Origin of the sequence: Chryseobacterium sp. CP-77, from assembly GCF_036362765.1 — a bacterium.
GTDB classification, from domain to species: domain Bacteria; phylum Bacteroidota; class Bacteroidia; order Flavobacteriales; family Weeksellaceae; genus Chryseobacterium; species Chryseobacterium cupriresistens.
This window is the reverse complement of sequence record NZ_CP143637.1, coordinates 4,679,002-4,704,099: the sequence shown is the minus strand read 5'-3', so window position 1 is coordinate 4,704,099 and position 25,098 is coordinate 4,679,002. Positions and strand designations below refer to the sequence as shown.

Annotated in this window: 25 protein-coding genes; 8 read left to right on the top strand and 17 right to left on the bottom strand. The window is 36.8% G+C overall.

Annotated features, from left to right (window positions below; translation table 11 throughout):
• Positions 1-25: 25 nt before the first annotated feature.
• The 10 genes from V0410_RS21110 to V0410_RS21065 all read right to left on the bottom strand — a co-directional run bounded on the left by V0410_RS21110 (position 26) and on the right by V0410_RS21065 (position 10,626).
• Positions 26-517: a lipocalin family protein gene (locus V0410_RS21110; protein ID WP_047433063.1), complete on the bottom strand. Its 492-nt coding sequence runs from the start codon at positions 515-517 to the stop codon at positions 26-28.
• A 124-nt stretch (positions 518-641) separates the two neighbouring features.
• Positions 642-2,324, bottom strand: coding sequence for a S8 family serine peptidase (locus tag V0410_RS21105; protein ID WP_330745512.1), 1,683 nt, complete (start codon positions 2,322-2,324; stop codon positions 642-644).
• A gap of 77 nt (positions 2,325-2,401) precedes the next feature.
• Positions 2,402-3,025 carry a WbqC family protein gene (locus tag V0410_RS21100; protein WP_442879159.1) on the bottom strand — a complete coding sequence of 208 codons (624 nt, stop codon included), beginning with the start codon at positions 3,023-3,025 and terminating at the stop codon, positions 2,402-2,404.
• Positions 3,026-3,085: 60 nt separating this feature from the next.
• Positions 3,086-4,732 (bottom strand): signal peptidase I, encoded by a 1,647-nt coding sequence (gene lepB / locus V0410_RS21095; RefSeq protein WP_330745510.1) that lies wholly within the window; start codon positions 4,730-4,732, stop codon positions 3,086-3,088.
• Between the two features lie 135 nt (positions 4,733-4,867).
• Positions 4,868-5,569, bottom strand: coding sequence for a 4-hydroxy-tetrahydrodipicolinate reductase (gene dapB / locus V0410_RS21090; RefSeq protein WP_330745509.1), 702 nt, complete (start codon positions 5,567-5,569; stop codon positions 4,868-4,870).
• A gap of 62 nt (positions 5,570-5,631) precedes the next feature.
• The gene (locus tag V0410_RS21085) at positions 5,632-6,270 is read right to left on the bottom strand and encodes a DUF5683 domain-containing protein (protein ID WP_202839779.1); all 639 of its coding nucleotides are present in this window, start codon (positions 6,268-6,270) and stop codon (positions 5,632-5,634) included.
• On the bottom strand, positions 6,271-7,161 hold the full coding sequence (locus V0410_RS21080) for a ParB/RepB/Spo0J family partition protein (RefSeq protein ID WP_227943892.1): 891 nt from the start codon (positions 7,159-7,161) through the stop codon (positions 6,271-6,273).
• A gap of 69 nt (positions 7,162-7,230) precedes the next feature.
• Complete coding sequence (locus V0410_RS21075) at positions 7,231-8,004, bottom strand: ParA family protein (RefSeq protein ID WP_002981269.1); 774 nt, start codon at positions 8,002-8,004, stop codon at positions 7,231-7,233.
• A 164-nt stretch (positions 8,005-8,168) separates the two neighbouring features.
• Positions 8,169-9,017: an energy transducer TonB gene (locus V0410_RS21070; RefSeq protein ID WP_330745508.1), complete on the bottom strand. Its 849-nt coding sequence runs from the start codon at positions 9,015-9,017 to the stop codon at positions 8,169-8,171.
• Positions 9,018-9,339: 322 nt separating this feature from the next.
• Positions 9,340-10,626, bottom strand: a complete 1,287-nt coding sequence (locus V0410_RS21065) for an adenylosuccinate synthase (protein ID WP_330745507.1) — start codon at positions 10,624-10,626, stop codon at positions 9,340-9,342.
• A gap of 178 nt (positions 10,627-10,804) precedes the next feature.
• On the opposite strand from V0410_RS21065, the gene V0410_RS21060 reads away from it, so the two are divergent.
• The gene (locus V0410_RS21060) at positions 10,805-11,389 is read left to right on the top strand and encodes a hypothetical protein (RefSeq protein WP_065119740.1); all 585 of its coding nucleotides are present in this window, start codon (positions 10,805-10,807) and stop codon (positions 11,387-11,389) included.
• A gap of 13 nt (positions 11,390-11,402) precedes the next feature.
• Complete coding sequence (locus V0410_RS21055) at positions 11,403-12,344, top strand: alpha/beta fold hydrolase (RefSeq protein WP_330745506.1); 942 nt, start codon at positions 11,403-11,405, stop codon at positions 12,342-12,344.
• A gap of 140 nt (positions 12,345-12,484) precedes the next feature.
• On the opposite strand, the gene V0410_RS21050 is transcribed toward V0410_RS21055, so the two are convergent.
• Positions 12,485-14,074 (bottom strand): ABC-F family ATP-binding cassette domain-containing protein, encoded by a 1,590-nt coding sequence (locus V0410_RS21050; protein ID WP_330745505.1) that lies wholly within the window; start codon positions 14,072-14,074, stop codon positions 12,485-12,487.
• 394 nt (positions 14,075-14,468) lie between these two features.
• Between V0410_RS21050 and V0410_RS21045 the strand changes: the two genes are divergently transcribed.
• The 6 genes from V0410_RS21045 to V0410_RS21020 all read left to right on the top strand — a co-directional run bounded on the left by V0410_RS21045 (position 14,469) and on the right by V0410_RS21020 (position 19,759).
• The gene (locus tag V0410_RS21045) at positions 14,469-15,023 is read left to right on the top strand and encodes a phosphoribosyltransferase (protein ID WP_047374145.1); all 555 of its coding nucleotides are present in this window, start codon (positions 14,469-14,471) and stop codon (positions 15,021-15,023) included.
• 151 nt (positions 15,024-15,174) lie between these two features.
• Positions 15,175-15,753 carry an adenylate kinase gene (locus V0410_RS21040; RefSeq protein WP_202839791.1) on the top strand — a complete coding sequence of 193 codons (579 nt, stop codon included), beginning with the start codon at positions 15,175-15,177 and terminating at the stop codon, positions 15,751-15,753.
• 62 nt (positions 15,754-15,815) lie between these two features.
• Positions 15,816-16,799 (top strand): GTPase ObgE, encoded by a 984-nt coding sequence (obgE, locus tag V0410_RS21035; RefSeq protein ID WP_110010788.1) that lies wholly within the window; start codon positions 15,816-15,818, stop codon positions 16,797-16,799.
• Between the two features lie 258 nt (positions 16,800-17,057).
• Positions 17,058-17,549, top strand: coding sequence for a DUF6438 domain-containing protein (locus tag V0410_RS21030; RefSeq protein ID WP_330745504.1), 492 nt, complete (start codon positions 17,058-17,060; stop codon positions 17,547-17,549).
• Between the two features lie 88 nt (positions 17,550-17,637).
• Positions 17,638-18,276 (top strand): porin family protein, encoded by a 639-nt coding sequence (locus V0410_RS21025; RefSeq protein ID WP_330745503.1) that lies wholly within the window; start codon positions 17,638-17,640, stop codon positions 18,274-18,276.
• A 178-nt stretch (positions 18,277-18,454) separates the two neighbouring features.
• Entirely contained in the window at positions 18,455-19,759 is a 1,305-nt protein-coding gene (locus V0410_RS21020; RefSeq protein ID WP_330745502.1) for a DEAD/DEAH box helicase, read from the top strand.
• Positions 19,760-19,850: 91 nt separating this feature from the next.
• Here V0410_RS21020 and V0410_RS21015 read toward each other — a convergent pair whose 3' ends face one another.
• The 6 genes from V0410_RS21015 to V0410_RS20990 form a co-directional block, all read right to left on the bottom strand.
• On the bottom strand, positions 19,851-20,612 hold the full coding sequence (locus V0410_RS21015) for a TatD family hydrolase (protein WP_330745501.1): 762 nt from the start codon (positions 20,610-20,612) through the stop codon (positions 19,851-19,853).
• A gap of 5 nt (positions 20,613-20,617) precedes the next feature.
• The gene (locus tag V0410_RS21010) at positions 20,618-21,139 is read right to left on the bottom strand and encodes a DUF4269 domain-containing protein (RefSeq protein ID WP_330745500.1); all 522 of its coding nucleotides are present in this window, start codon (positions 21,137-21,139) and stop codon (positions 20,618-20,620) included.
• Complete coding sequence (locus V0410_RS21005) at positions 21,140-22,090, bottom strand: GSCFA domain-containing protein (protein WP_330745499.1); 951 nt, start codon at positions 22,088-22,090, stop codon at positions 21,140-21,142. It lies immediately after the preceding gene.
• A 74-nt stretch (positions 22,091-22,164) separates the two neighbouring features.
• The gene (locus V0410_RS21000) at positions 22,165-23,136 is read right to left on the bottom strand and encodes a polyprenyl synthetase family protein (protein WP_110010795.1); all 972 of its coding nucleotides are present in this window, start codon (positions 23,134-23,136) and stop codon (positions 22,165-22,167) included.
• Between the two features lie 102 nt (positions 23,137-23,238).
• On the bottom strand, positions 23,239-24,381 hold the full coding sequence (locus V0410_RS20995) for an inorganic phosphate transporter (protein ID WP_110010796.1): 1,143 nt from the start codon (positions 24,379-24,381) through the stop codon (positions 23,239-23,241).
• Between the two features lie 13 nt (positions 24,382-24,394).
• Positions 24,395-25,033, bottom strand: coding sequence for a DUF47 domain-containing protein (locus V0410_RS20990; RefSeq protein WP_065393534.1), 639 nt, complete (start codon positions 25,031-25,033; stop codon positions 24,395-24,397).
• Positions 25,034-25,098 lie beyond the last annotated feature (65 nt).

The following is a 25,098-nucleotide window of genomic DNA, read 5'->3' as shown; positions in this document are numbered from 1 at the left end:
TTTTTTGATCTTTTATGTTGATAAATTATTTCATTCCAGTTCTCTGGAAGTTGTAAACTACTTTTACATTACCTCCTTCAAAAGGAACATCTTGCTCAAGTGAAAACTGATCTGTACTCTGATTAATCATTGTAAGACTGTAACCTGCTGTATTTTGTTTAGCTTTTGTACCTGAAGCAATTTTTTTAAACATAAACGTATTACCGCCTTTTACTTCAAATTTGATTGGCTGTGTAATTGCCGGGCAATCTCCACCACCGTTTAAAGTATACGCTCCTGTCCAGTTATTGGGAATCAATCTCCAGTGGCTTCCTACGAAGCACTGTGCGTCTGCACCTTCATCAAAAGGCTTAATTTTATAACCTTTATCATAATCTATGCTTACAATCTGCCAGTCTCCTTTCATTTTCAGGAAGTCGGCTCTTTGATTTTGAGATGTAGCTGCTTTGTTAACAGAGGAACACGAAACTGCAAAAAGTGATGTTCCCAACATCCCTGCAAGTAGTAACTTTTTCATTTTGTTGTTTATTATTTTGTTACTATAAAGTTACAAAAAACCGTGCCAAAATTTAAAATAAAAAATAAAAAGTCCGAAAAAATCCGGACTCCTTATGGTTTCTCCTTAAACACAGGGAGATAAATTATTTTTTAACAGCCTTTTTTACGGATTTCGAAGGCCTGGCTGTGCCTGTAGTTTTTCCTTTATAAAAGTTGGTATAGGCATACTCTGCTGCCTTTTTCAGGTCGATAACCCCACCTGCCTGAGATTGGTCACCAAAACCATCGGCAGTACTTGGGTTGCTGCTTTTCACAAGAGCTTCAATGATCTGATAAGGTTTAAGATCCGGCATATAAGCCAGTAAAACAGCTGCTCCTCCGGCCACAACAGGGGAAGCCATAGAAGTGCCCTGAAGGTATTTATATTCGTTTTTAGGAACGGTAGAATAGATTTCTTCTCCCGGAGCAAAAACGTTCACCATCTTTTTATTGTAATTGGAAAAATCTGCTCTCAGTGCATTATTTTTATTCGTACTTGCTCCTACCACAAGAACATTGCTTACAAATGGTTTCTCGTCTGTAACATTTTTAAAGTTGGTAGGATATGCGAGATGTTCTGCTACATCTTCATTTTCGTTACCTGCAGCTTTTACTAAAAGAACGCCTTTATCTTCAGCATATTTGAAAGCATCCCAAACCACATTTTTACCAGGAGAAACAGGTTTTCCAAAGCTCATATTTAAAACTTTCGCACCGTTATCTACAGCATATCTGATCGCATTGGCAACGTCTTTATCTCTTTCATCACCATTCGGAACTGTTCTTACAGACATAATTTTAGCCACTTTGGAAGCTACTCCATACTGAACTTCTTTTCCTTGCGGAAGTCCGGCAATAATTCCTGCCACGTGGGTTCCATGTTCTGCATCCGGTCCTTCATAATGATTATTTCCATAGATTTTTTCAGAATAGTCATCGTAGTTATCCCCTACAATTTCTTTTCTCGGATCATAGGAAAGGTCATATTGTTTTGCAGCAGGAGCAAAATGATCGATGGCTTCTTTCATTTCCTCCTTCATCTTTTTTTCAAATTCCGCGGCTGATTTTCCTTTAAATTCCGGACTTTGTGAAATCTGGCCTAAAAATTCCTTCGCAATGGCATCTCTCTGATCTGTCGGAGCTTTGATCGCAGCAATAGTTTCAGCGGTTACAGGCTTACCTGCCAGCAGTTTTACCATATTAGGAATCAGCTCGTTCAGCATAGAATAAGTCTGAAAGTTTTGTTTTGCCTCGATACTCTTTTTATTGAACATATCTTTGGCTTTCATATACATCTCAAACTCTTCCTTCATCTTAGCCTGGTTGGCTTTATTTTGTGTGGAATCATCTCCTTCGAAGACAGGTTTATATTTGGCAACTACTCTTGTCACCTCCATATTATCGATATCAATATCACCGTTTTTACCTCCTATAAAGTTCCATCCATGTACGTCATCAATATACCCGTTTCCATCATCATCTTTACCGTTACCGGGAACCTCGTTTGGATTTGACCATAGATTTTTTACCAATCCGGGATGATCTACCTGTACTCCACTGTCTAATACACCCACCACGACTGTTTTAGGCTTCAGACCTTTAGATTCCAGGTATTTATAAGCATTTGCTGTATTTACCCCATATACTTTTGAAGTTGCAAAATCTTTGTGATACCATGTCATAAGATCTTTATCTTCGCTGGGATCAATACTTTTAGCTTTAGATTCCTGTGCAAAGGATAAACTAAAACCTGCAAAAAAAACTGCAGCTAATAATACCTTTTTCATATGTTGATATTTAATTTTTAAAGAGATATGCCAATCACCGTTATCATCTGTTTTATATTTTACCAACAGTGATTGTACTAATATTGTTGTTTTATATTTTTTATATATACGAGTGATTCCGGGCCTTTATTACAAATAAGGTCAAGAACCGACAGGTCTTCCAAAAATCCGAATTTATCAGAGAATGTCTGGTAATAGTCTTCCATCTGAAATTCTGAAGGAAGTTTTGCCGAAAACTTTTCCCTGAAATTGATACTCTCCGGATTTTTGATATATTCTACATTCAAAGAGTGTGCCTTTTCTGTTTTAAGTATCTGTTGGATGACTTCTATCCCTTTAAGGTTAAAATCCAGCAGAAACTTTTCTTTAAGGTCAAATATTTTTCTGAACTTATCTTCATAATACTCAAAATAAGGAGAGCTTTGATATGCTGTCTTAATGGATTTCCAATGAAGCGTTCTCCAGTCTTCGCGGTAAGAAATTTCAACATCTTTGAATTCTCTTTTCCCGTTATGATTGATAGGAATTATTAATGATAATTTTCCGTTGGCACCATAAATATTGGCTCTGTTTCTATACGTCTGCTTCGGAAAATTTTCAAACTGTTCAAATACAATTTCATTCTCAGGATTCAAAAACACTGAGAACCAAGAGATTGGAGGCATATAAAATGCCGGCAATAATACATTCTTCATATTCATAATGCAAAAATGAAGTATTTTTTCAAATACTTCATTCTATTTTACGTTTAATTTTTTTTATTAATTGTCTTCAGTTTTTTTCTTTCTGAATAATTTCATGAAATAATCCCATCCGAAGAACAAGATCAGGATCATGGCTGCAATCCACCAGTAAGAGGTTTTATTAGATTCTCCTGTGTTGGTTGCTTTGAACATTCTTTCCCAACGGATTTTTTTAGGAGCCTGATACGTTGAGCTTGCATCCGGAAATACTCCCTGTACGCTCATCCACGTAAACATTGGTTTTCCAACAATATTTTCTTCCGGAACGAAACCAAAGAATCTTGCATCCAATGACGCATCTCTGTTGTCCCCGATCATCATATAATAATCCTGTTGAATGGTATACTGATTCGCTTCTTTACCATTAATAAAAATCTTTCCGTTCTTTTTCTCTAAGCTGTTGTGTTCATATTCAGAAATGATCCATTGGTACATTGGAAGTGTCTCCTGATTGATCGCTACCACATCTCCTTTTTTAGGAATTCTAACCGGGCCGTACCAATCCTGATTCCAAGGTTTGTTGATCGGGAAAATAGATTGTGTGGTATCAATTTTAGTTTTAGCTTCGTCTCTGTAATATACTGCAGCTTCTCCTTTTGGTGAAACTTCTTCCTTCATATCAATAACATGAGGAAGTTCTTTAATTTCTTTAGCCGTTTTATCTGTTAAACCCTGGAATCCATAAAGGAAACCTCCGTTATTCTGCTGTACTTCCTGAACCGGTAAAAATCCATAAGCTTTATATAAAGTAGGGATATCCAATTGAGCATCCGTTGTTACAATATATCTGTGCTGTACCTCCTGATCTCCTAAAACCACTTCCGGCTTTCCATTCACGAAAAGTCTTCCGGCTCTCATTTCAAAAGTATCTCCTGCTGTAGCCACACATCTTTTTACGTAAGGATCTTTTCTGTCAATTGCTGTATGTACGGAATCCTGAGGATAGTTGAAAACTACTACATCATTTTTCTGTGGTTTGTTGAATTGTAAAATTCTTGTGTATGGAAGCTTCACTGCATCTACGTAAGACTTTGGATCATCTTTCGGGTTTCCTTTCTGTCCTGTATCCATAATGGTTCCCTGAAGGAAAGGTATGGCTACCGGACGCATTGGAAGTCTGTATCCGTAGCTCCATTTGTTTACAAAAAGGAAGTCACCCACCAACAATGTTCTTTCCATAGATCCTGTAGGAATCCCGAAAGGCTGTGTTACAAAAACGTGGATAATAGTGGCAAAAACTACCGCAAAAGTAATGGAACCAATAAATGTGTCTTTCTTTTTATCGTTTTTTTCTTCGTCTGTAAGAAACAGGTCGTTTGCATTTTCATCTTCTAACTCTACATCTTTAGAATAGTTGATGACCGCCATATAAATAAACGGCAGAATCACGGTAAGAATCTGATCTTTGAAAAGTGTTTTCCCAAACTTTTTCACTAAATAAAGGTGGAAAACCGACATCATGATGGGGCCTACTATCGGAAGATAAGACATGATTGCCCACCATTTCGGATGTTTTGTTTCTTTGAGAATAATGAAATAGTTATAGAAAGGGATAAAAGCAAACAGAGGGCTATATCCCATTTTCTTGAACAGTTTCCAAGATGAAATCCCCATCAGTACGGATAGTATGAGGACATATACTGTATAAGTTAAAAAATAATTCATAAATTTTTGTGCCTATTCTTAAGATATAAATAATAAAAATGATGAGTAATAAATGATAAAAGCAGTCCGCTGTTTACAATTCACTATTCATCATTTTCTGCTTATTGGTCTGCAATTTACAGAATTTGTTACAAATTAAAGTCCCAAAACGTCTTTCATTGCGAAGTTTCCTTTTTTATCTTTAATCCACTCAGCAGCGACTACCGCTCCCAGGGCAAAACCGTTTCTGTTGAAAGCGGTATGCTTGATTTCGATTTCGTCCACTTCACTTCTGTAATACACGCTGTGTGTTCCCGGAACTTCATCTTCACGTATGGCAAAAATTCCAAGCTGCTTCCCTTCTGTTTCTTCCAGTTTCCAGGCATCGAATTTCGGATTGTTCTGAATGATTCCCTCAGCGATGGAAATTGCAGTCCCACTTGGAGCATCTTTTTTATGGATGTGATGAATTTCTTCCAGCTGGCAAGAATATTCATCTACGTTTTTCATCAGGTCTGCCAGCTTTTCGTTCAGAGCAAAGAATAAATTCACGCCTAAACTAAAGTTAGAACCATATAAGAAAGCAGTTCCATTATCTACGGCCAGTTTTTCAATTTCAGCTTTTTGATCAAGCCATCCTGTTGTTCCGCAGATCACGGGAATTTTATTTTCAAGACAAGCTTTGATGTTTTCAAAAGCTACTTCCGGCAGTGAAAATTCAATCACAACATCCGGGTTATTAAGATTCTCAGCAGTCGGGGTTTCCTTCAGACGGGCAACTACTTCATGACCTCTCTTCTGTGCGATCTCATCAATGATCTTACCCATTTTACCGTAACCAACTAATGCTATTTTCATATAATCTTATTTATTTTTAATGCTGCATTCAATCTTCAGACCTTCTGCAGATATGTTGTATTTTAAAATCTGTAACTTAAACTGAAGCCTGTTTTTGGTGCGCTGTAGCCATACTGGTCCTGAATAACCGATGGCTTAAACACCAGATCCGGATCATGACGGCTTTCATAAAGATGAGCGTCTACTACAGCATCTACAATATTCAGAATATAAATCAAACCAGTAATGGCAATGGCATAATCCCTTTGCCTCTTGGCTCTGTCCTGTGCATTACCCAACGCTCTTTTGTCCAGCCATGGGTGGCTGTCTACGAATTCATTGGGAGTTCCGTTCAGCTTTGCCACGTAATATTCACGGTATTTTTTGTATTGGTTATCATTCCATACGGCAATACCAACCCCAGCACCTACTGCTCCCCAGACAATAGGAATTTTCCAGTATTTTTTGTTATAAAACTGTCCTAAACCGGGTAAAACTGCAGAGTACAATCCTGCTCTGGTAGGATTAAGCTTTAAGGTTTTTGCTGTGGGACCGTTTGCTTTTTCAAGATCTTCAATGATTTTGGCTTCGGTTTTACCAGGCTTTACGACACGGGTTTCTTCTTTCGGAGGAGTCTGCATCCGAACGGTATCGATAGGTTTTACTTGTGAGTAAGCCAGTGCAGCGATACACAAGAAAAATGTGAAAAATATTTTCTTCATTTATTTAATATGGGATAAAATATATTCCAGCTCTTCTTCATTTTTGAAGTCCAGAACAATTTTACCTTTTTTACCATTTCCAGAAGCTTTGATCTCTACTTTCACGTCTAAGATATCAGCAATGGTCTTCTGGGCTTTTTTATAGTTATTGGAAAGCTCCACTTTTGCTTTTTTGGCAGCAGGAGACTTCGGGTTCTTCAATGCAGCAGCAGCCTGTTCAGCCTGACGAACGTTTAATTTTTCTTTGATAATAAGATCAAATAAAATCTGCTGAGCTTCTTCACTTTCAAGACTGATAATCGCTCTTCCGTGTCCTGCAGAAATCTCACCGCTTCTGATAGCATTCTGAATATCCGGATTTAATCTTAGCAGTCTGATAGAATTGGTAATTGTACTTCTGTCCTTTCCTATTCTCTGGCTCAGGTTTTCCTGAGTAAGACCGATTTCCTCCAAAAGCCTGTGATAAGTTAATGCAATTTCAATAGCATCAAGGTCTTCTCTCTGGATATTTTCAACAAGAGCCATTTCAAGAAGCTCCTGGTCATTGACTAAACGGATATAGGCAGGAATAGTCGTTAATCCGGCAATTTTAGTTGCCCTGTAACGTCTTTCCCCGGAAATGATTTCAAACTTCTCCCCGTCTTTTCTCAGGGTAATCGGCTGGATTACGCCTAAGTTTTTAATAGACTGTGCAAGTTCGTTTAATGCTTTTTCATCAAAATAAGTTCTCGGCTGCGTTGGGTTCGGATAGATATCTTCAAGCGCAACTTCCACAATATTTCCCACAAACTTATCTGCTCCTTCATCAGTAGCGGAATTGATCGTTGCTTTGGATTCTGCACTTAAAATGGCGCCCAGGCCGCGTCCCATAGCTCTTTTTTTGTCCTTCATAGATATAATTGATAAATGATGTTTGAGAAGTGATGACCAGCATTCACTTATTGCCCATTTATTATTAATTTAATTCTTTATTAAGTTTTCATTCTTCAAAAGAACTTCTTCAGCTAACTGAATATACTGAACAGCTCCTTTACTTTCTGCATCATAGTTCAGGATACTTTCCCCGAAACTTGGTGCTTCACTCAATCTTACGTTTCTGCTGATAATGGTTTCAAAAACCATCTCAGGGAAATGTAAATTTACTTCTTCCACAACCTGATTGGATAGTCTCAATCTGCTGTCGTACATGGTTAAAAGAAGACCTTCAATTCCAAGATCTTTATTATGGATTTTCTGAACATTTTTAACGGTGTTCAACAATTTCCCAAGCCCTTCTAATGCAAAATATTCGCACTGAATCGGAATGATTACAGAATCTGCTGCTGTAAGAGCATTTACCGTAATAAGACCTAAACTCGGTGCACAGTCGATGATAATATAATCATAATCATCCCTTACACTTGCCAATGCTTTTTTCAGCATATACTCACGGTCTTCCTTGTCTACCAATTCAATTTCCGCTGCTACCAGATCGATATGTGACGGAATAATATCCAGGTTGGGAGTTGCCGTTCTTTTGATACAAACTCTTGTATCTGCACTATGCTCAAGAAGATTATAGGTAGAATACTGAACATCCTCAACACCCAAGCCGGATGTTGCATTCGCCTGAGGGTCAGCATCAATAATTAATATTCTTTTTTCCAATACTCCTAATGCTGCTGCCAAATTTACAGCGGTGGTAGTTTTACCAACACCTCCTTTTTGATTAGCAATACCTATGATTTTTGCCATTATTAGAACTTTAAGTTTCAAAAATACACTTTTTTCTTTGCTCTCGGTGAGTGGGGAAAATCAAAATTGAGTTAAAATATTGTTAATAAGCAATTTAACGATAAAAAAAATTATCCACAAAAAAAAATCTTTGTGGATAACTACTTGAAATTTACTTTTCCGTATTAATTCTCAAATTTCATAGAGATGGGAAATTTGAAATAACTTCTTACGAATTCTCCTTTTTTGTTTTTGGCCGGGATCCATTTTCCTTTGTTGGAAATTGATTTAATAGTTCTCATTGCCTCATTATTAAAATCGGCGTTGGTTCCGTTAGCTTTTACCCCTGAGATGGTTCCGTCCATTTCTACAATAAAGGTAACTGTCGTCTTTACAACATCTTCGGATTCAAATCCTGAACTATCGAAGCTGTTCATTACTTTATTTCTGAAGGAGTCTATTCCTCCTGCAAAATTGGCTTCTACCCCAAGTTCTCCTGCTTCAGCAATTTTACTTTTGTCCACCGGATCAGCAATCACAGGCGGAGGTGTTGTCATTACAGGACCTGTTCCTACTGTTAGTGTCGGAACATTGGGTGTATTCGGCGCAACAGGATCTCCTTTAAAATTGTCTTTAAATCCTGCTACAGCATCATCAGGAATTGGATCTTTTTTCACATTATCCTGAGCTGTACTTGATGGCGTAGGCACTGTACTGTCAAATGTTTTTGTATTGGGTGCTACCTCAGGCTTTACCGGAGTAATTTTTACCGGCGGAGCAACAGGATCATCAGGAATTAATACTGGTGGAGGAAGTACATACCCTCCATCTGTTATAACTTCTACAGGTTTCAATGCAGAAATCACAAATGGTGTAATGGATACTGCAGCCATTAAACTTGCTCCGATAAAAAGCGCTTTGGTTAATATTCTATCTGATTCGTTTCTTAATACATAGGCACCATAGTCTTTATTGCGGTGCTCGAACAGGACCTCGTTGAACCGAAATTCCTGGTTTTGGTTATGTTGTTTCATCACTACTACTATTTAAACTGTTAAAAATTTTGATTATTAGTTTTATTGTTCTTATCGATAAGTAGTGTTTCAATATCAAAACATCTGCCAAAATTTTATCAAAACAACATAATATTAGAAAATTTTATGATAAAGTTTAAATTTTAACATTTACAATTAAAAAGTTTATAGAAGAAAAAGGAGTTATTTCTTCTCAAGTAAATGAGGAATAAACTTAATGACCTCTTACCCACATCAAGGTTTAAAAACTTGACAAGGCTCATAAAAACAAAAAAAGAGACCATCAATGATGATCTCTTTTTATTGTATGTTCTAAGAAATATTAGAATAATTCTTTTCTGATGATGTTCTGACTTCTTTCAGGACCTACAGAAACTAAGTATACGTTGATTCCTAAGTATTTCTCAATAAACTCGATGTATTTTTGCGCAGTATCAGGAAGTTCATCATAGCTTCTTGCTTTGGTAATATCTTCGCTCCAGCCTGGTAAATCCTGGTAAATTGGCTCGTAGTTGTATAGCTTTTCTGTTGACGAAGTGAAATAATCGATGATTTTTCCGTCTTCAGTTTTGTAATGCGTTACAACTTTCAGGTTCTCAATTCCTGTAAGAACGTCAAGTTTAGTAATCACAAGGTTATTGATACCGTTGATCATACAAGCATGCTTTAAGGAAACAAGGTCTAACCAACCTGTTCTTCTTGGTCTACCTGTAGTTGCTCCGAATTCACCACCGATCTGTCTGATTTTCTCACCCAGTTCGTTATCCAATTCAGAAGGGAAAGGTCCGTTTCCTACTCTTGTACAGTAAGCTTTCGCTACTCCAATAAGGTTCTGAAGTGAAGTTGGCGGAACACCAGCTCCTGAACAAACACCTCCTGTAGATGGAGAAGATGAAGTTACGTATGGATACGTTCCAAAGTCAATGTCAAGCATTAACGCCTGCGCTCCTTCGAATAAAACGTTTTTACCGTCTCTGATTGCTTCATTTAGCTCTAATTCAGTATCAACGATTCTGTCCTGAAGCTGCTTTCCGATTTCTAAATACTCGTTGTAGATTTCTTCAACATCTAAAGCCGGTTTTCCGTAATATTTTTCAAAAAGAGAATTCTTAACTTTTAAGTTTTTCTCAATTTTATCTCTTAAAATCTCAGGATTTAAAAGGTCTACCATTCTGATCCCGACTCTTGCAATTTTATCTTCATAACAAGGTCCGATTCCTTTTTTGGTAGTTCCGATCTGAGTTCCTCCGTGCTCCTCTTCACGGTAAGTATCCAAAAGGATGTGGTAAGGCATAATAACATGCGCTCTTCTGCTGATAAAGATGTGATCTGTTCTTAAGCCTTTGCTCTCGATCTGACCAACTTCTTTAATGAAAGACTTAGGGTTTACCACTACTCCGTTCGCAATGATACATTTCCCTTTGCATTGAAGAACTCCTGAAGGAAGAAGGTGTAGAACGAATTTCTCATCACCCACATAAACCGTGTGACCAGCGTTGTCTCCACCTTGGAAACGTACAACATAGTCCGATTTTGCTGATAAAACATCCGTGATTTTTCCTTTGCCTTCATCTCCGTACTGAAGACCTACAACTACATAAGTTGACATATTTTACTTTTGTTTTTAGATTCGTGCAAAATTACTCTGAAAAAAAATGACGACCAAATTATAGAGGATATTTATTTTGAGTTGGGGTGAAAATCATGAGGTTGAATATTACTTCATTTCTACCTTTTTACTTTCACACCTATATAAAATGGATTATATTTACTATAAATTTATACAAATGAAAATTAAAATTCTGATTCTACTTTTAATAATCCCTCTTATTTATGTGAACGCTCAAAATAAAGTAAATGATTATCTAAATATACGTGGTCCCATTAAGCTAAATCAAAAGGAATATAATCTCGTATGGAGTTCGCATCCTAATGAAAATTATTTTAAACAGGAATATGTAAGCTCACATGATAACATCCATAAATACAACAGTATGGTATTGGTCGATTTTATAAAAGGTGATTTTAATATCAAGGATGTTGTGGATCAAAAAGTAGCTGAACTGCAGGAAATGAAAAAGACCAACCCAGTCGTCAATTACCAGATTTTTGAAAATAAGGAAGAATATATTTTAGATTTTCTTATCAGTGAAAATTCAAAGGACGGCAAGGAAATACTTATTGCAGAAAGAAATATTTATCGCTACAAAATCATTAGTAATGGAAAGAATAAAGGCGTTCTTCTTTTTGCACTGAGTGAAAGAGGGTATCCGGAAAATATTGATTCTTTTTTTAATAATTTAAAAACCAATTCTTCAAAATTAATTGAAACGGTTGGAAATTATAAACTTCCAGATATTGAAATAAAATAATATTCCAATTACTATGAACCCATCACAAAAGTCTGCCTATTTACCATCAAAAATAAACAGCAGTTCAGAACTTTTCTACACTCTGTTTTCTCCGGAGACAACAAAAGCCACCCTTCTCATTGTTCACGGCATGCAGGAACACAGCGGAAGATATGCAGAGATTGCAGAATATTTTGCGTCTCATGGTATTGCTGTATTGACGTATGATCATCTGGGACATGGAAAATCTGTAAAAGAGAAAAAAGACATTGGTTTCTTCCAGCTTGAAAAACCGGATGAAAGACTTATAGCCGATGCCAAAATGATGGCAGATCATCTTGCAGAGCAATATCCGGATATTCCCCATTTTATTCTGGGCCATTCTATGGGATCTTTTATTACACGTTGCCTTCTTCAAAAAGCCAGCAGTCAATTTTCAGGAGCTGTCATTACAGGAACCGGCGGACCTTTACCAGGAATCGATATATTGAGAGGGTATTTATCATTGGCTACGGCTATTGCTCCCCGTCATCGTACGTTTTTAAATTCTGTTTTTACAAGTGTCAATAACAAGCATTTTAAAAAGGATAAAGATTTCAGCAACACAAGCTGGCTCAGTATTAATCCTGAAAACAGAAAGGCTTTTGAACAGGATGAACTTTGCGGAATTCCGTTTACCCATAATGCTTTTTATACTCTATTTACCGTTTATAAAAAGGCGACTGCAAGAAACTGGGCTTCTTCTATTTCAAAATCCTTCCCTTTTTTATTTATAAGCGGGCAGAATGATCCGATTGGCGATTTTGGAAAAGGAGTCATGCATACGGTCGATAACTTAAAAGCTGATGGTTTTGAAAATGTGGACGTAAAGATCTATCCGGAAATGCGTCATGAGATTTTGAACGAATCCATAAGAGAAGAGGTTCTGACGGAAATTTATAAGTGGATATTTAAATTCAATAATCACAGAGAATAAAAATTCCAGATAGCAATTATCTGGAATTTCTGTATAAGTTTCGGCTAAAGCCGATGGATTCTAATCTTATTGATAGACGGGCTAAAGCCCATCTCTATTGAATATCAAAATGATTCTGTATAATTTGTGAAACCCAGGTATCAATTCAGGATTAATTCCTGACCAGTTCCAATCTCTCCCAGAAAAACTTCATCGTGGGAAATCACCAGCAGGGTTCCGTGATAATCTTTGATAGAATAGGTGAGAATTTCCACATTCTGCAGATCAAGATTATTGGTAGGTTCATCAAGGATGATCATATCCGGTGCTTTATTGCTGATGGAAAGCCCGCAGAGAAGTAACCGTAAACGCTCTCCTCCACTCAGCATACCGCATTTTTTATCCCAGGTATCTTTTCCAAACAAAAATCTGGACAGTAATGTTTTGACTTCTGATTCCTGCATGGCACTGTCATTGAAAGTCTGTACAAAATCATACAACGTTGAGTCATTATCAATCAGAGAATATTCCTGATCAATGTAAATACTGTTGAAATCTGCTTTTTTTATTCTCCCTTCCGAGGGCTGAAGACTTCCTAACAAAAGTTTTATCAGCGTCGTTTTTCCGGAACCGTTTCCTCCTTTTATTGAAATTCTGTCTCCACTGCTGATTTCAAGATTAAGATTTTCTTTCCAGAGTTTCCCTTTTCCATAACTGAAGTTGAGATCTTCGGCTGTAATCAAAACCTTCCCTGAATGCAGATTGGAATCATTAAAATTCACTTTCATCTGCTCAGAATTCTTTAACGAGGAACGCAAATCTCTCAAATCACCTGAGATACCACTTATTTTCTCAGCATGGACACTTTTCAGCTTTGAACTGTTTTTTTCCGCATTATTCCGAAGAGTATTCATCATAATCCTTGCTACTCCGGATTTTTCCTGTTTGCCTTTACCTCTCGCATCCAGTTTTTGCTTTCGTTCTAATGTTTCCCGTTCTTTTTCTTTTGCTTTTTTTAAAGCCCGCTCTTTGGAATGGATATCATTTTGCAATGCTTCCTCCTCCACTTCTTTCTGTTCGGCATAAAAGTCATAGTTTCCACCATAAGTTGTAATTCCCTGATTACTTAACTCAAATATGGTATCCACAAGATTGAGCAAAGTACGGTCGTGGCTTACGATAACTACTGTTGAATCTGTTTTGTCAATAAGATCATACAAGAGTTTTCTTCCTTCCCTATCCAGATGATTGGTCGGCTCATCCAATACGATAATATCAGGTTGATTGATCTGAATTCCGGCAAGAAAAACTTTCGTCTTCTGACCGCCACTCAAGCCTTCAAGCTTTTGAGTTAATTCAAAATTCCCGAGTCTCCAATGCTCCAGAGCCTGCTTACACCGGTCTTCAATGTCCCAGTCATCATTGAGCGTTTCAAAATAAATTTCATCCACCTCACCATTGGTAATTTTCTGGAGGGCATATAATTTCTGATCTATTTTCAGACATTCCGCGATGGTAAGATGATTACAATTTCCAAACATCTGAGGCACATAAAAAATATCGCCCTGGATATTAACGCTGCCTTCTGAAGGTTGTATTTCGTCTGCGATTATTTTCAGCAGAGTTGATTTCCCCATGCCGTTACTGCCTAGCAAAGCAGATCTGGTATGAGCCTGTATTGTTACATTGATATGATTAAATAGAAGATTTCCTCCCGGAAACCCAAAGGATATATTTTGCAGTAAAATCATGATTTCTTTCTTAAATAGTATAATTAAACACCAGCAACATTGGCGTTGCCGTTTATTGAATCTGAAAGAAATTATATCCTACATGTCTGTATTTTGGGTTTTGAAAGTACAAAGATACTCATTTTCGGAATATTATATTTCATTAATGATCAGGAAATTGATCACCTTCTTTTCTCTCCTTTATCAAACACCTGTTTTTTTATCACTTTCAAGATCTTGATTTTTGAAGGTATATCATTATACATCACTGGAAAGCTTATCGTTATTCCTATTTAAACATCCTTTATCATGATATACAGTTCTGCTGCTGCAAAACCCTTAAACTTTCAAACTGATAAAAACAGGAAAGTATTTTAATCAAAATTCCGTAACTTTGCCAACTACTAAAAATTTTATGGAAAGCATTAAAGTTCACGACAAAACTTTCGTTCCTTATTTAAAGGATGCCGAAATTCAGGAAATTGTAAAAGAGACAGCGTTAAGAATTTATGAAGATTACAAGGACGAAGTTCCTGTTTTCATTGGGGTTTTAAATGGGGTGGTGATGTTCTTCTCAGATCTTTTAAAATATTACCCGGGAGAATGCGAAATTGCCTTCATTCAAATGAGTTCTTATGTAGGAACTGAGTCTACAGGGATCGTTTATCAGAAAATGGAACTTACCAAAGATGTAAGAGACCGTCATATTATTCTTGTTGAAGATATCGTAGATACAGGAAATACCGTTGAAAGTCTTTTTAAATATTTCAAAGAAACACAACGTCCTAAATCTGTAAAACTAGCTAGTTTCCTGCTGAAACCGGAGATTTACAAGAAAGATTTCAAACTGGATTATATCGGAAAGGAAATTCCTAACAAGTTTGTACTTGGATATGGACTGGATTATGACGAATTGGGTAGAAACCTTCCGAATTTATATCAGCTGGAAGACGGACAAATCAACCATTAAACGCTGTTGGCTATTAGCTGATAGCTTTTAGCTTAAAATTATATAAAGAAATAAATTTAATAATAACTTAAAAAAGCTGAAAGCAAAGAGCAAACCGCCAAAAGCCAAAAGCCAGAAGCAAAATGCCAGTTGCCTAAAGCGAATCAACATTATGATAAACATTGTTCTGTTCGGCCCTCCAGGAAGTGGAAAAGGAACACAAGCTCAGAATCTGATCGAAAAATTCAATTTAAAACAGGTTTCAACAGGTGATCTTTTCAGATACAATATGAAAAATGACACTGAACTTGGAAAACTGGCTAAATCATACATCGATAAGGGAGAATTGGTTCCGGACCAGGTAACAACAGATATGCTGATCGATGAGATCAAAAAACCTACTGATACCAACGGTTTTATTTTTGACGGATATCCAAGAACAACTGCACAGACAGAAGCTTTGGAAACAATCGTTAAAGAAGTACTGAATGACGAGATTGATATCTGTCTTTCATTGGTGGTAGAGGACAAAATTTTGGTGGAAAGACTTCTGAAAAGAGGTGAAACCAGCGGAAGATCAGACGACAGCAATGTAGAGATCATCGAAAACAGAATTAAAGAATATTATACCAAAACAGCAGAAGTTGCCGAGCTTTATAAAAAGCAGGGAAAATATGTAGAGGTAAACGGTGTTGGAGAAATTGATGAGATTTCCCAAAAACTTTTCGCTGAGGTAGAGAAAATTAAATAATCGGGATATGGGTACGGGATTGAAATTTCATCCCGTCATTCTCACCCCGCAACACAAACTATATGTCTAACTTTGTAGATTACGTAAAGATCCATTGTAAAAGCGGACACGGAGGTGCTGGTTCTGCCCACCTTCGCCGTGAAAAGTATATTCCTAAAGGTGGTCCTGACGGAGGCGACGGAGGTCGTGGAGGTCATATCATTATGAAAGGAAATGCTAATGAATGGACTTTGCTTCCACTCCGATACACCCGTCACGTAAAAGCAGAACGTGGTGAAAACGGAGGAAAAAACCAGCTTACCGGTGCCTACGGAGCTGATGTTTATATTGAGGTTCCGGTGGGAACTATTGCCAAAAATGAAGAAGGCGAAATTATCGGTGAAATTTTAGAAGACGGACAGGAAATCATCCTGATGCATGGTGGTAAAGGAGGGTTAGGAAACGAGCATTTCAAGTCTTCTACGAATCAGACCCCAAGATATGCACAGCCAGGTCTTCCGGGAGAGGAAGGGTATATCGTTTTCGAGCTTAAAATTTTGGCAGATGTAGGTCTGGTTGGGTTTCCGAATGCCGGAAAATCTACACTTTTAGCATCTGTTTCTGCGGCAAAACCAAAAATTGCCAATTATGCCTTTACGACATTGACTCCTAACCTTGGAATTGTAGATTACAGAAATTACAAATCATTTGTAATGGCTGATATTCCGGGAATTATTGAAGGAGCAGCGGAAGGAAAAGGTTTAGGACACAGATTCCTGAGACATATTGAAAGAAATTCCATCCTTTTATTCTTAATTCCGGCTGACTCTGAGGATCATTTCAACGAGTTTAAGATTCTTGAAAATGAACTGAAGGAGTACAATCCTGAACTTCTGGATAAAGATTTCATTGTTTCCATTTCAAAATCTGATCTTCTGGATGATGAACTGAAAAAGGAAATTGCAGCAGAGTTCCCGGAGAACAAGCAGCCTTTATTCTTTTCAGGTGTTACCGGAGAAGGCCTTATGGAACTTAAGGATGCTATCTGGAAACAATTGCACGGATAGAAATATTGATTCATCAGTTCTGTTTTTTCATAAAATAAAACTGCAACATACAAAATAGTCTTAGGTTTTCCTGAGGCTATTTTTCTGTATATAATTCTGATATTTTTCTACATTTTAAACCGTTAAGAATGGATTTTTCTTAACATTTTCATTGGATAATAATTGTTCAATAAAAATTTAAACTGATTTAACATAAAAACAAAAGAAATTTTCTCTTTTGGAACAATTATTGGGAGATCCTCTGAAATTGAAAAAACTATGAAATATTTGCTAGCCATTTGTGCATTTGTGTTTTTGACATCCTGTACGACTTCTCAAAAAGTAAATTCAAAATATGCTGCCATTGAATATGAGGCTACTCCATGTTTTGGATTCTGTCCTGTTTTTAAAATGACGATCAATCCGGACAGAACTGCGGTTTTTGAAGCAGAACATTTTAATTTTAATGATAAACCTTCGAAAGATGAGTTTTCAAAGCCGCGTGAAGGAACTTTTAAAGGAACCATTAAGGAAGAGGATTACAATAAGTTGATCACCTTACTGGACGGATTAGATGTAAAATCACTCAATGATAAATACGGTGAACACAATATTACCGATCTTCCAACCTCTTATTTAAGAATCAAATTTGCTGACGGAACTTCAAAAAATATAGAAGATTATGGAAAACGCGGAAGCGAGAAGCTCTCAGAAGTGTACCAGTTTTTTGAAAATCTGAGAAAAAACCAGGAATGGACTAAAGTGAAATAGTTTCATTTAAAAAATATTAAATTATCTTTGTTACCATAATTCCTCCCACCGAGGAATTTTTTTTATAAAATTATTAACCATCAACAACATGAGAAAAAACTTTTTTTTCGTTTCACTATTTGCCTGTTCAGGTTTCATTAATGCCCAAACACAACACCCCACAAAAACAGAATCCTCTGTCAGCCTTGGAGTGAAAGGAGGATATTCTTTATCCAGCATGAAACTTTTTGATGATAAAATGGATTCCCAGTCTTATTTCTATGCAGGTATTCTGGCAGAGCAGCCAATATCCCACAAGTTCGGATTGCAGGCTGAGGTTCTTTATACTCAGCTAGGCGGTAAAATTTCATATCCTATAACAATACCAAACACTCAGGGTAGTTTAGGAAATATGAATTATACATATTCTCTAACTCAAATACAGGTGCCCATTTCTGCAAAGTATTATATTATTCCTAATCTTTCTGCTTCTGCCGGGATGAATATTGGTTTCAATATATCTACAAAAGTAGAAGCCAGTAGCAGGATAACAGGAACTGAGAAAAGAAATTATGATGGAGTAAAGACCTTAAACCTATTTCCATTCCTGGGAGCAGAATACAAGCTTAGCAAAAAGTTTTTTGTAGATGCAAGATATAATTTCAATTTTATAGAAATAAGTAAAAGCAATACTTTACCTATGAAAGCCGGATTTCTTCAGGCTGGTGCAGGATATAGATTTAAATAAACTACAGATATCTAACAGAAAAAAATGGCGGCTCCTATTCGGGTGGCCATTTCCGTTTTTCAATAGGCAATAAGTCTAAAAAAGTGGAAAAAGATACTTAAAAATATTTAGACTACCTTTGCAGAATGTAATTCTTTCAGACTGAAGGAATTTTTATTTAAATTTTAAAATAATTCATTTGAATTTTACAGACTTAAACTTAATAGAACCTATTGCAAAAGCAATCCAGGAGCAGGGTTACACGACTCCGACTCCTATCCAGGAAAGATCTATTCCTGATATCTTAGAAGGCAGAGACTTTTTAGGTTGTGCGCAGACAGGAACAGGAAAAACAGCGGCTTTTTCCATCCCTATCCTACAGAATTTATCCAAAAATAAAATTCCCAATAAACATATAAAAGCCTTAATCCTTACCCCCACCAGAGAACTGGCTATCCAGATTGAGGAAAACATTAATGCTTACGGTAAATATCTTCCGCTAAAACAACTTGTTATTTTCGGAGGCGTAAAACAAGGAAATCAGGAAGCTGCTTTGAGAAAAGGGGTTGATATTCTGGTAGCAACACCGGGAAGACTTCTGGACTTTATTGCACAGGGAATCATCAGCCTGAAAAACCTTGAAATTTTTGTTCTTGATGAAGCAGACAGAATGCTGGATATGGGATTTGTACATGATGTAAAAAGAGTTATTAAACTTTTACCTCAGAAAAGACAGACTTTATTCTTTTCGGCAACAATGCCCGGCGAGATCCAAAAACTGGCCAATTCCATTCTGAATAATCCTGTGAAAGTGGAAGTAACACCGGTTTCTTCTACAGCAGATACCATCAAACAATCTGTATATTTTGTAGAAAAGGACAACAAGCTGAATCTGCTTTCTCATATTCTTAAAAATGACATTTCAGATTCTGTACTGGTTTTTGCAAGAACAAAGCATGGCGCGGATAAGATTTCAAGAAAACTTCAGAAAGATAATATCTCTGCAGAAGCGATTCACGGTAACAAATCTCAGAATGCACGACAAAATGCGTTGAACAATTTCAAATCCGGAAAAACAAGGGTTCTTGTGGCTACAGATATTGCAGCCAGAGGAATTGATATTGATGAACTGAAATTCGTAATCAATTTTGAGCTATCCGATGTTTCTGAAACCTATGTACACAGAATCGGAAGAACAGGAAGAGCCGGAGCTGAAGGAACCTCTATTTCTTTTGTAGATGGACTTGATCTTCTGAATTTAAAGAATACAGAAAAGCTGATTGGCAAGAAAATCCCTGTGATCAAGGATCATCCGTTCCATACTGATGATCTGGTGGCACAGAAAAGGGATTCGAATAACAAACCTGTTCCTGCCGGCGGCGGAAAGCCCAAAACAGAAAACAGTAATAATTCAAGGTCTAATAATAACCGCAAAAAGCCTTCTGCGGGAGCTTCCGTAGGTTTTAAAAAGCCTAAGAATAAGAATTTCACAAGAAAGAAATAAAAGAGACAAACCCCTTTTCAGTGTTGAAAAGGGGTTTTGTTTATCTTAAACTAACAGTATCTCCAGCTTCTCTCTTCCACCTTCCAGCCCTTTACTTAAAAAGATTCTTTGCATTCTCTGTCGTGATACGGTCTATCTCAGTGAAATCTTTTCCATAGATATTCACCAGTTTTCCGGCCACCAGATCAAGATAGGAACTTTCATTTCTTTTTCCTCTGTGTGGAACCGGCGCGAGATAAGGAGAATCTGTTTCCAGAACAATTTTATCCAAAGGAACTTCGTTCAGAAACTGATCTATTTTTCCATTTTTAAAGGTCACTACCCCACCGATTCCTAAAATAAAATTAAGATCAATGGCATGCTTTGCCTGTTCCAGATTTCCTGAAAAACAATGGAAAATTCCTCTTAGTTTTGGATGTTTTTTTCTTTCTAAAACTTCAAATGTCTCATCAAAACTTTCTCTGGTATGAATGACAATAGGAAGATCTTTTTCTATGGCCCAGTCGATTTGCTGCTCAAAGGCTTTCACCTGAATATCGAGTGTTGTTTTATCCCAGTACAGATCTATTCCGATCTCTCCTATCGCAGGAAAATGTCTCTGATCAAGATAATTTTTTACGATTTCAAGTTCTTTTTCCCATGATTCCGGTTTTACATAACAAGGATGTAGTCCCATCATAGAAAAAATCTGCCCCGGATATTCTGTTTCCAGCTGCAGCATTTTCTCATGCGATTCAGAATCGATAGCAGGAAGATAAAATTCTGTTATTCCTTTGTCTAAAGCTCTCTGAATGGCTTCTTTTCTGTCTTCATCAAATTCTTCTGCGTATAGATGTGTATGTGTATCAATCATTTTATTTAGTATTTTAACAGATCTTCATAAGGGTTTTCAAGTCCCAGCAATAATCCGAAAGCGGGTTCTGTTTTTATTCCCTGTTTTTTAAGTTCTATTATTTTCTGTTTAAATTCTTCTCCTTTTTCCTGTAATATTTTGTATTCAGCAATCATATGAAGATAGGCGTTCTGCTGTATTGTAGGCTTATTCTGTCCAAAGATCTCGATCGGGAAACCATCAAGCACAAAATTCAAAGTCATGCATTTTTCCCCGTTGATAATGGGATATTCAACGTCAACATCGTGAGGGATGAACCTGCTGAACATTAAATCATCCAGAAAATCTTCTTCAAATCTTAAATCAACCTCAAAAATAATATCCAGATCACTTCCTGCTATATCTATTTCAATAGGAACAGTTCCTGCTAAAATTGGGGAATACTCTTTTAATTTCTCAAAAAAGCGATGCTTTGTAAGAAGTTCGTAAACCCTTTTCTGTCTTTCATTGCCATTTCTGAGATAATCAATCTTGGTGAAATCAGGCATTTAAAATATTTTATGTTTTACCTTTTTGCGCTGGGCTTCAATTCTTTGATCCAGTTTTTCTCTGAATTCTATAAACTTTGGATCTTTCTTATCACTGGTTTTATGTTCAAGAGCTTTGATAATCTTAAAGTTTTCTTTGATAAAATTCTGAGTCTCTTCTGAAAAATAAGACCTTCCGAATTTGTCAAAAATATAATTAACCGCCTGTGTGCTGGGATGGATCATATCTTCCTTATAGAAACGGTAATCCCGCAGGTCATCCATTAAAATTTCATAAACAGGCAGATAATGACAGTCTTCAAACATCGAAATGGATTCGTGGATGGCTGTAATCAGTTTCGATTTGCTCAACTGATTTTCTACCATTCCGTCTTTTGTATGTCTTACAGGTGAAACCGTAAACAGGATCTGTACACCTTCTTTGCAGATGTCTTTAAGATCCAGAATCGTCTGGTAAATTGAGCTGGTAAGCTCCTGATGGGAAAGCAGCCTTTTTTCAAAAAACTTTTGCGGAATTTTATGACAGTTGGCTACCAGTTTATTTTTGGGCAGAAACTCATAAATAAATGATGATCCATAAGTAATGATGATCCAGTCGGCTTCCTGAAGAAAGGCATTTCCCGCTTCAATAGCTCCATTAATCTTATCCAGGGTCTGATGAATATAGCGGGTATCAAAACTGGTATGATGATCCAGAGAGATATATTCTTCATTGTAAGTAATCAGTTCCTCTTCTTCATAAAATGCAGAATCATGTAATCTGTTGATGGCATGATTGATGGAATAAGGATTAAAAATCGTCCCGAAAGGATTATTAAGGGTCTGAAGTTGTCCGTCCTGCAATAGATCTGTCATTTCAGAGGCAAAACATGATCCTATTGAGAATATTTTATCTTCAATCTCAATCTTCTTTTCTGATGCGGGAATATCAACTTCGGTTCTGAATTTCATTTATAAGGGATTAGGATTTAGGTATCAGGGCTCAGGCCAACTAATTCCTAAGCCCTAATTCCTATTAACCTTATTTAACTTTCTCTTCTCAACAAATAATTGGCCAGTTCGATAAAAGGTTTTTTCTTTTCTTCAGGAACATCTATTTTCTGAAGGTAGCTTTGTCCGATTTCATTATGTTTTTCAATCAGTCGTAATGCTTTTTCATCCACTTTTGTTCTTCTGAAAATCTTTTCAACTCCGTAGACTTTATCAACATTTTCAGTCTTTTTAGAATACCAGTAATCCAGTTCTTTTCTTTCTTCATCGGTAGCATGTTCTCTTGCTAACAGATACAGAACTGTTTTCTTGTTTTCGTAAATATCTCCTGCGTGTTTTTTTCCAAACTGTGCCTGATCTCCGAAGACATCAAGATAATCATCCATAATCTGGAAAGCAATTCCGATATGCTTTCCGAAATTGAAAATAGCTTTCGCATCTTTAAAATCTGCTTTTGCAATCAAAGCTCCGATTTCAAATGAAGAAGCACTCAACACACCGGTTTTGTAGGTAATCATTCTGATATAATCATCAAAAGTAACGTCTTTCTGAGTTTCAAAGTTGATATCATACTGCTGTCCTTCACAAAGCAAAAGCCCTGTGTGGGTAAATATTCTGATACAAGCTTTGAAAATTTCAGGTTCAAGATCTTCAAAGAATTTATAGGCTTTAAGCATCAGTCCATCTCCGGAAAGGATCCCCACATTAAGACCATGCAGGGTATGAATAGTAGGCTTATTTCTTCTCAAAGGCGCCTCATCCATAATGTCGTCATGAATCAGCGTGAAATTATGGAAAAACTCGATTGCCAGTGCAGGTTTGATTGCCTGTTTAAGATCTCCTCCGAACATCTCACATGCCATAAGCACCATAATGGGACGAAGACGTTTTCCACCATGGGAAATAATATAGTTCATCGGTTCATATAATTCCGAAGGTTTGTCTTTAAAAGTATATTTAGTGATGGCGTCCGCAACAATCTGCTGGTATCTGTCTAAAAATTCCATAAAATCTTATAATTTGAACAAAAATACGATTTTTCAAGGCTTTATAAAACAAAAAACTTTGCCCAAAAGGACAAAGTTTGTATAATTATATGATTTGTTTTTTTAGAAAACGAAGGTTACCACAAGATAGGTAATTCCTGCAACAATGGCAGAGATTGGAATGGTAAGAACCCAGGCCCAAAGTAAGCTTACAGTGATTCCCCATCTTACCGCTGAAATTCTTTTTGTTAATCCTACCCCGATGATAGAACCTGTAATCGTATGGGTTGTAGATACAGGAATACCAAAGTGGTCTGTGATGAATAAAGTAATAGCACCTGCAGTTTCTGCACTTACTCCTTCTAATGAAGTTACTTTGGTAATCTTGGTACCCATTGTTTTGATGATCTTCCAACCACCACTCATTGTACCTAAACCGATGGCAAGGAACGAAACTAAAGGAACCCAGATATAATGCTGCGCAAAATAATCAAAACGTTCTGCAGAAGGAATATTCAGATACTGAACATCCTGAAGCATATTAACGTGATAGTAAATTACCGCTGCACCAATGATCCCCATTACTTTCTGTGCATCATTCAAACCGTGTCCCAAGCTGAATAAAGCGGATGAAGCCAGCTGCAATCTTTTGAAAGACTGGTCTGCTTTGTGCGGGTTTGATCTTTTATAAAGATGTACAATGATCAGGGTAATGATAATTGAAATAATCATCCCTATAATCGGAGCCATGAAAATGAACAGGAAGATAGGAATTACTTTATCAAATTTCACCACACTCTGGTGTGTTACCTGATTGAAAGCTTCTTTAACAGTACCCCACATTCCAAGATCTGGCTGGGCTGCAGCCACATCGTGATAATCCATCATGAAAGCATGCATAAGAGCTGCTCCCAGGAATCCTCCGATCAGCGTATGTGATGATGATGAAGGGATTCCGAACCACCATGTAAGCAGGTTCCAGGCAATAGCTGCCACAAGACCGGAAAATATAACTTCAAGGGTGATAAAATTCTCGTTAACTGTTTTGGCAATTGTATTACCAATTTTGAATTCTCCAATAATATAAGCAGCTATAAAGAATGCTGCGAAGTTCCAAAGCGCCGCCCAAAGTACAGCCTGGAATGGAGTTAAAACTTTTGTAGAAACTATAGTTGCAATTGAGTTGGCTGCATCATGGAAACCATTGATATAATCGAAGATCAGGGCCAGCGCAATAATAACTACAAGTAAAATCGGAAATTCCATTTTTTGCTATGTATTATGCGTATTTAATCATGATGTTCTCAATGGTATTGGCAACATCTTCTGCTTTGTCTGTTACAATTTCAAGGTAGTTTAATACGGAAGAAACTTTAATAATGTTGATCGCATCATTCGTTTCAAATAATTCTACCATTGAGTTGGAAAGCAAATCGTCAGCAATATTCTCAATAGAGTTCACCTTAATACAAGCTTCTTTCACCTGCTCCATGTTTTTAAACCCTTTAAGGTTTTTCATCGCATTCTGAATTTCAAGACATGCTTTGTGGATCAATAAAGAGAAGTCTGAATACGCCTTCATCTCAGGTGATTTGTAAAGGAAAATATATTTTGTGGAAGCGTAGATATAATCAGCGATATCATCAAGCCCTGTTGCCAATGTGTGGATGTCCTCACGGTCAAAAGGTGTAATGAAGTTTTTCCCTAATTCTACGAAAATTTCGTGAGTAAGTTCATCGTTCTTGTGTTCGAAGTCGCTCATTTTCTTCAACATTGAATCGTCATTAAGATCGAAATCCTTGATTCCTGCGTTGAATTCTTCTGACATTGCAACTAGATTTTCAGTTACTTTTTCGAAAAGTACAAAGAAGATTTTATCTTTTGGTTGAAAAGCGTGGAAAATATTACCAATTCCCATTTTTTAGTATTTATAATTCGTGTGCAAATTTCTTAAAAAAGGATTGCACGTGAAACTATATAACA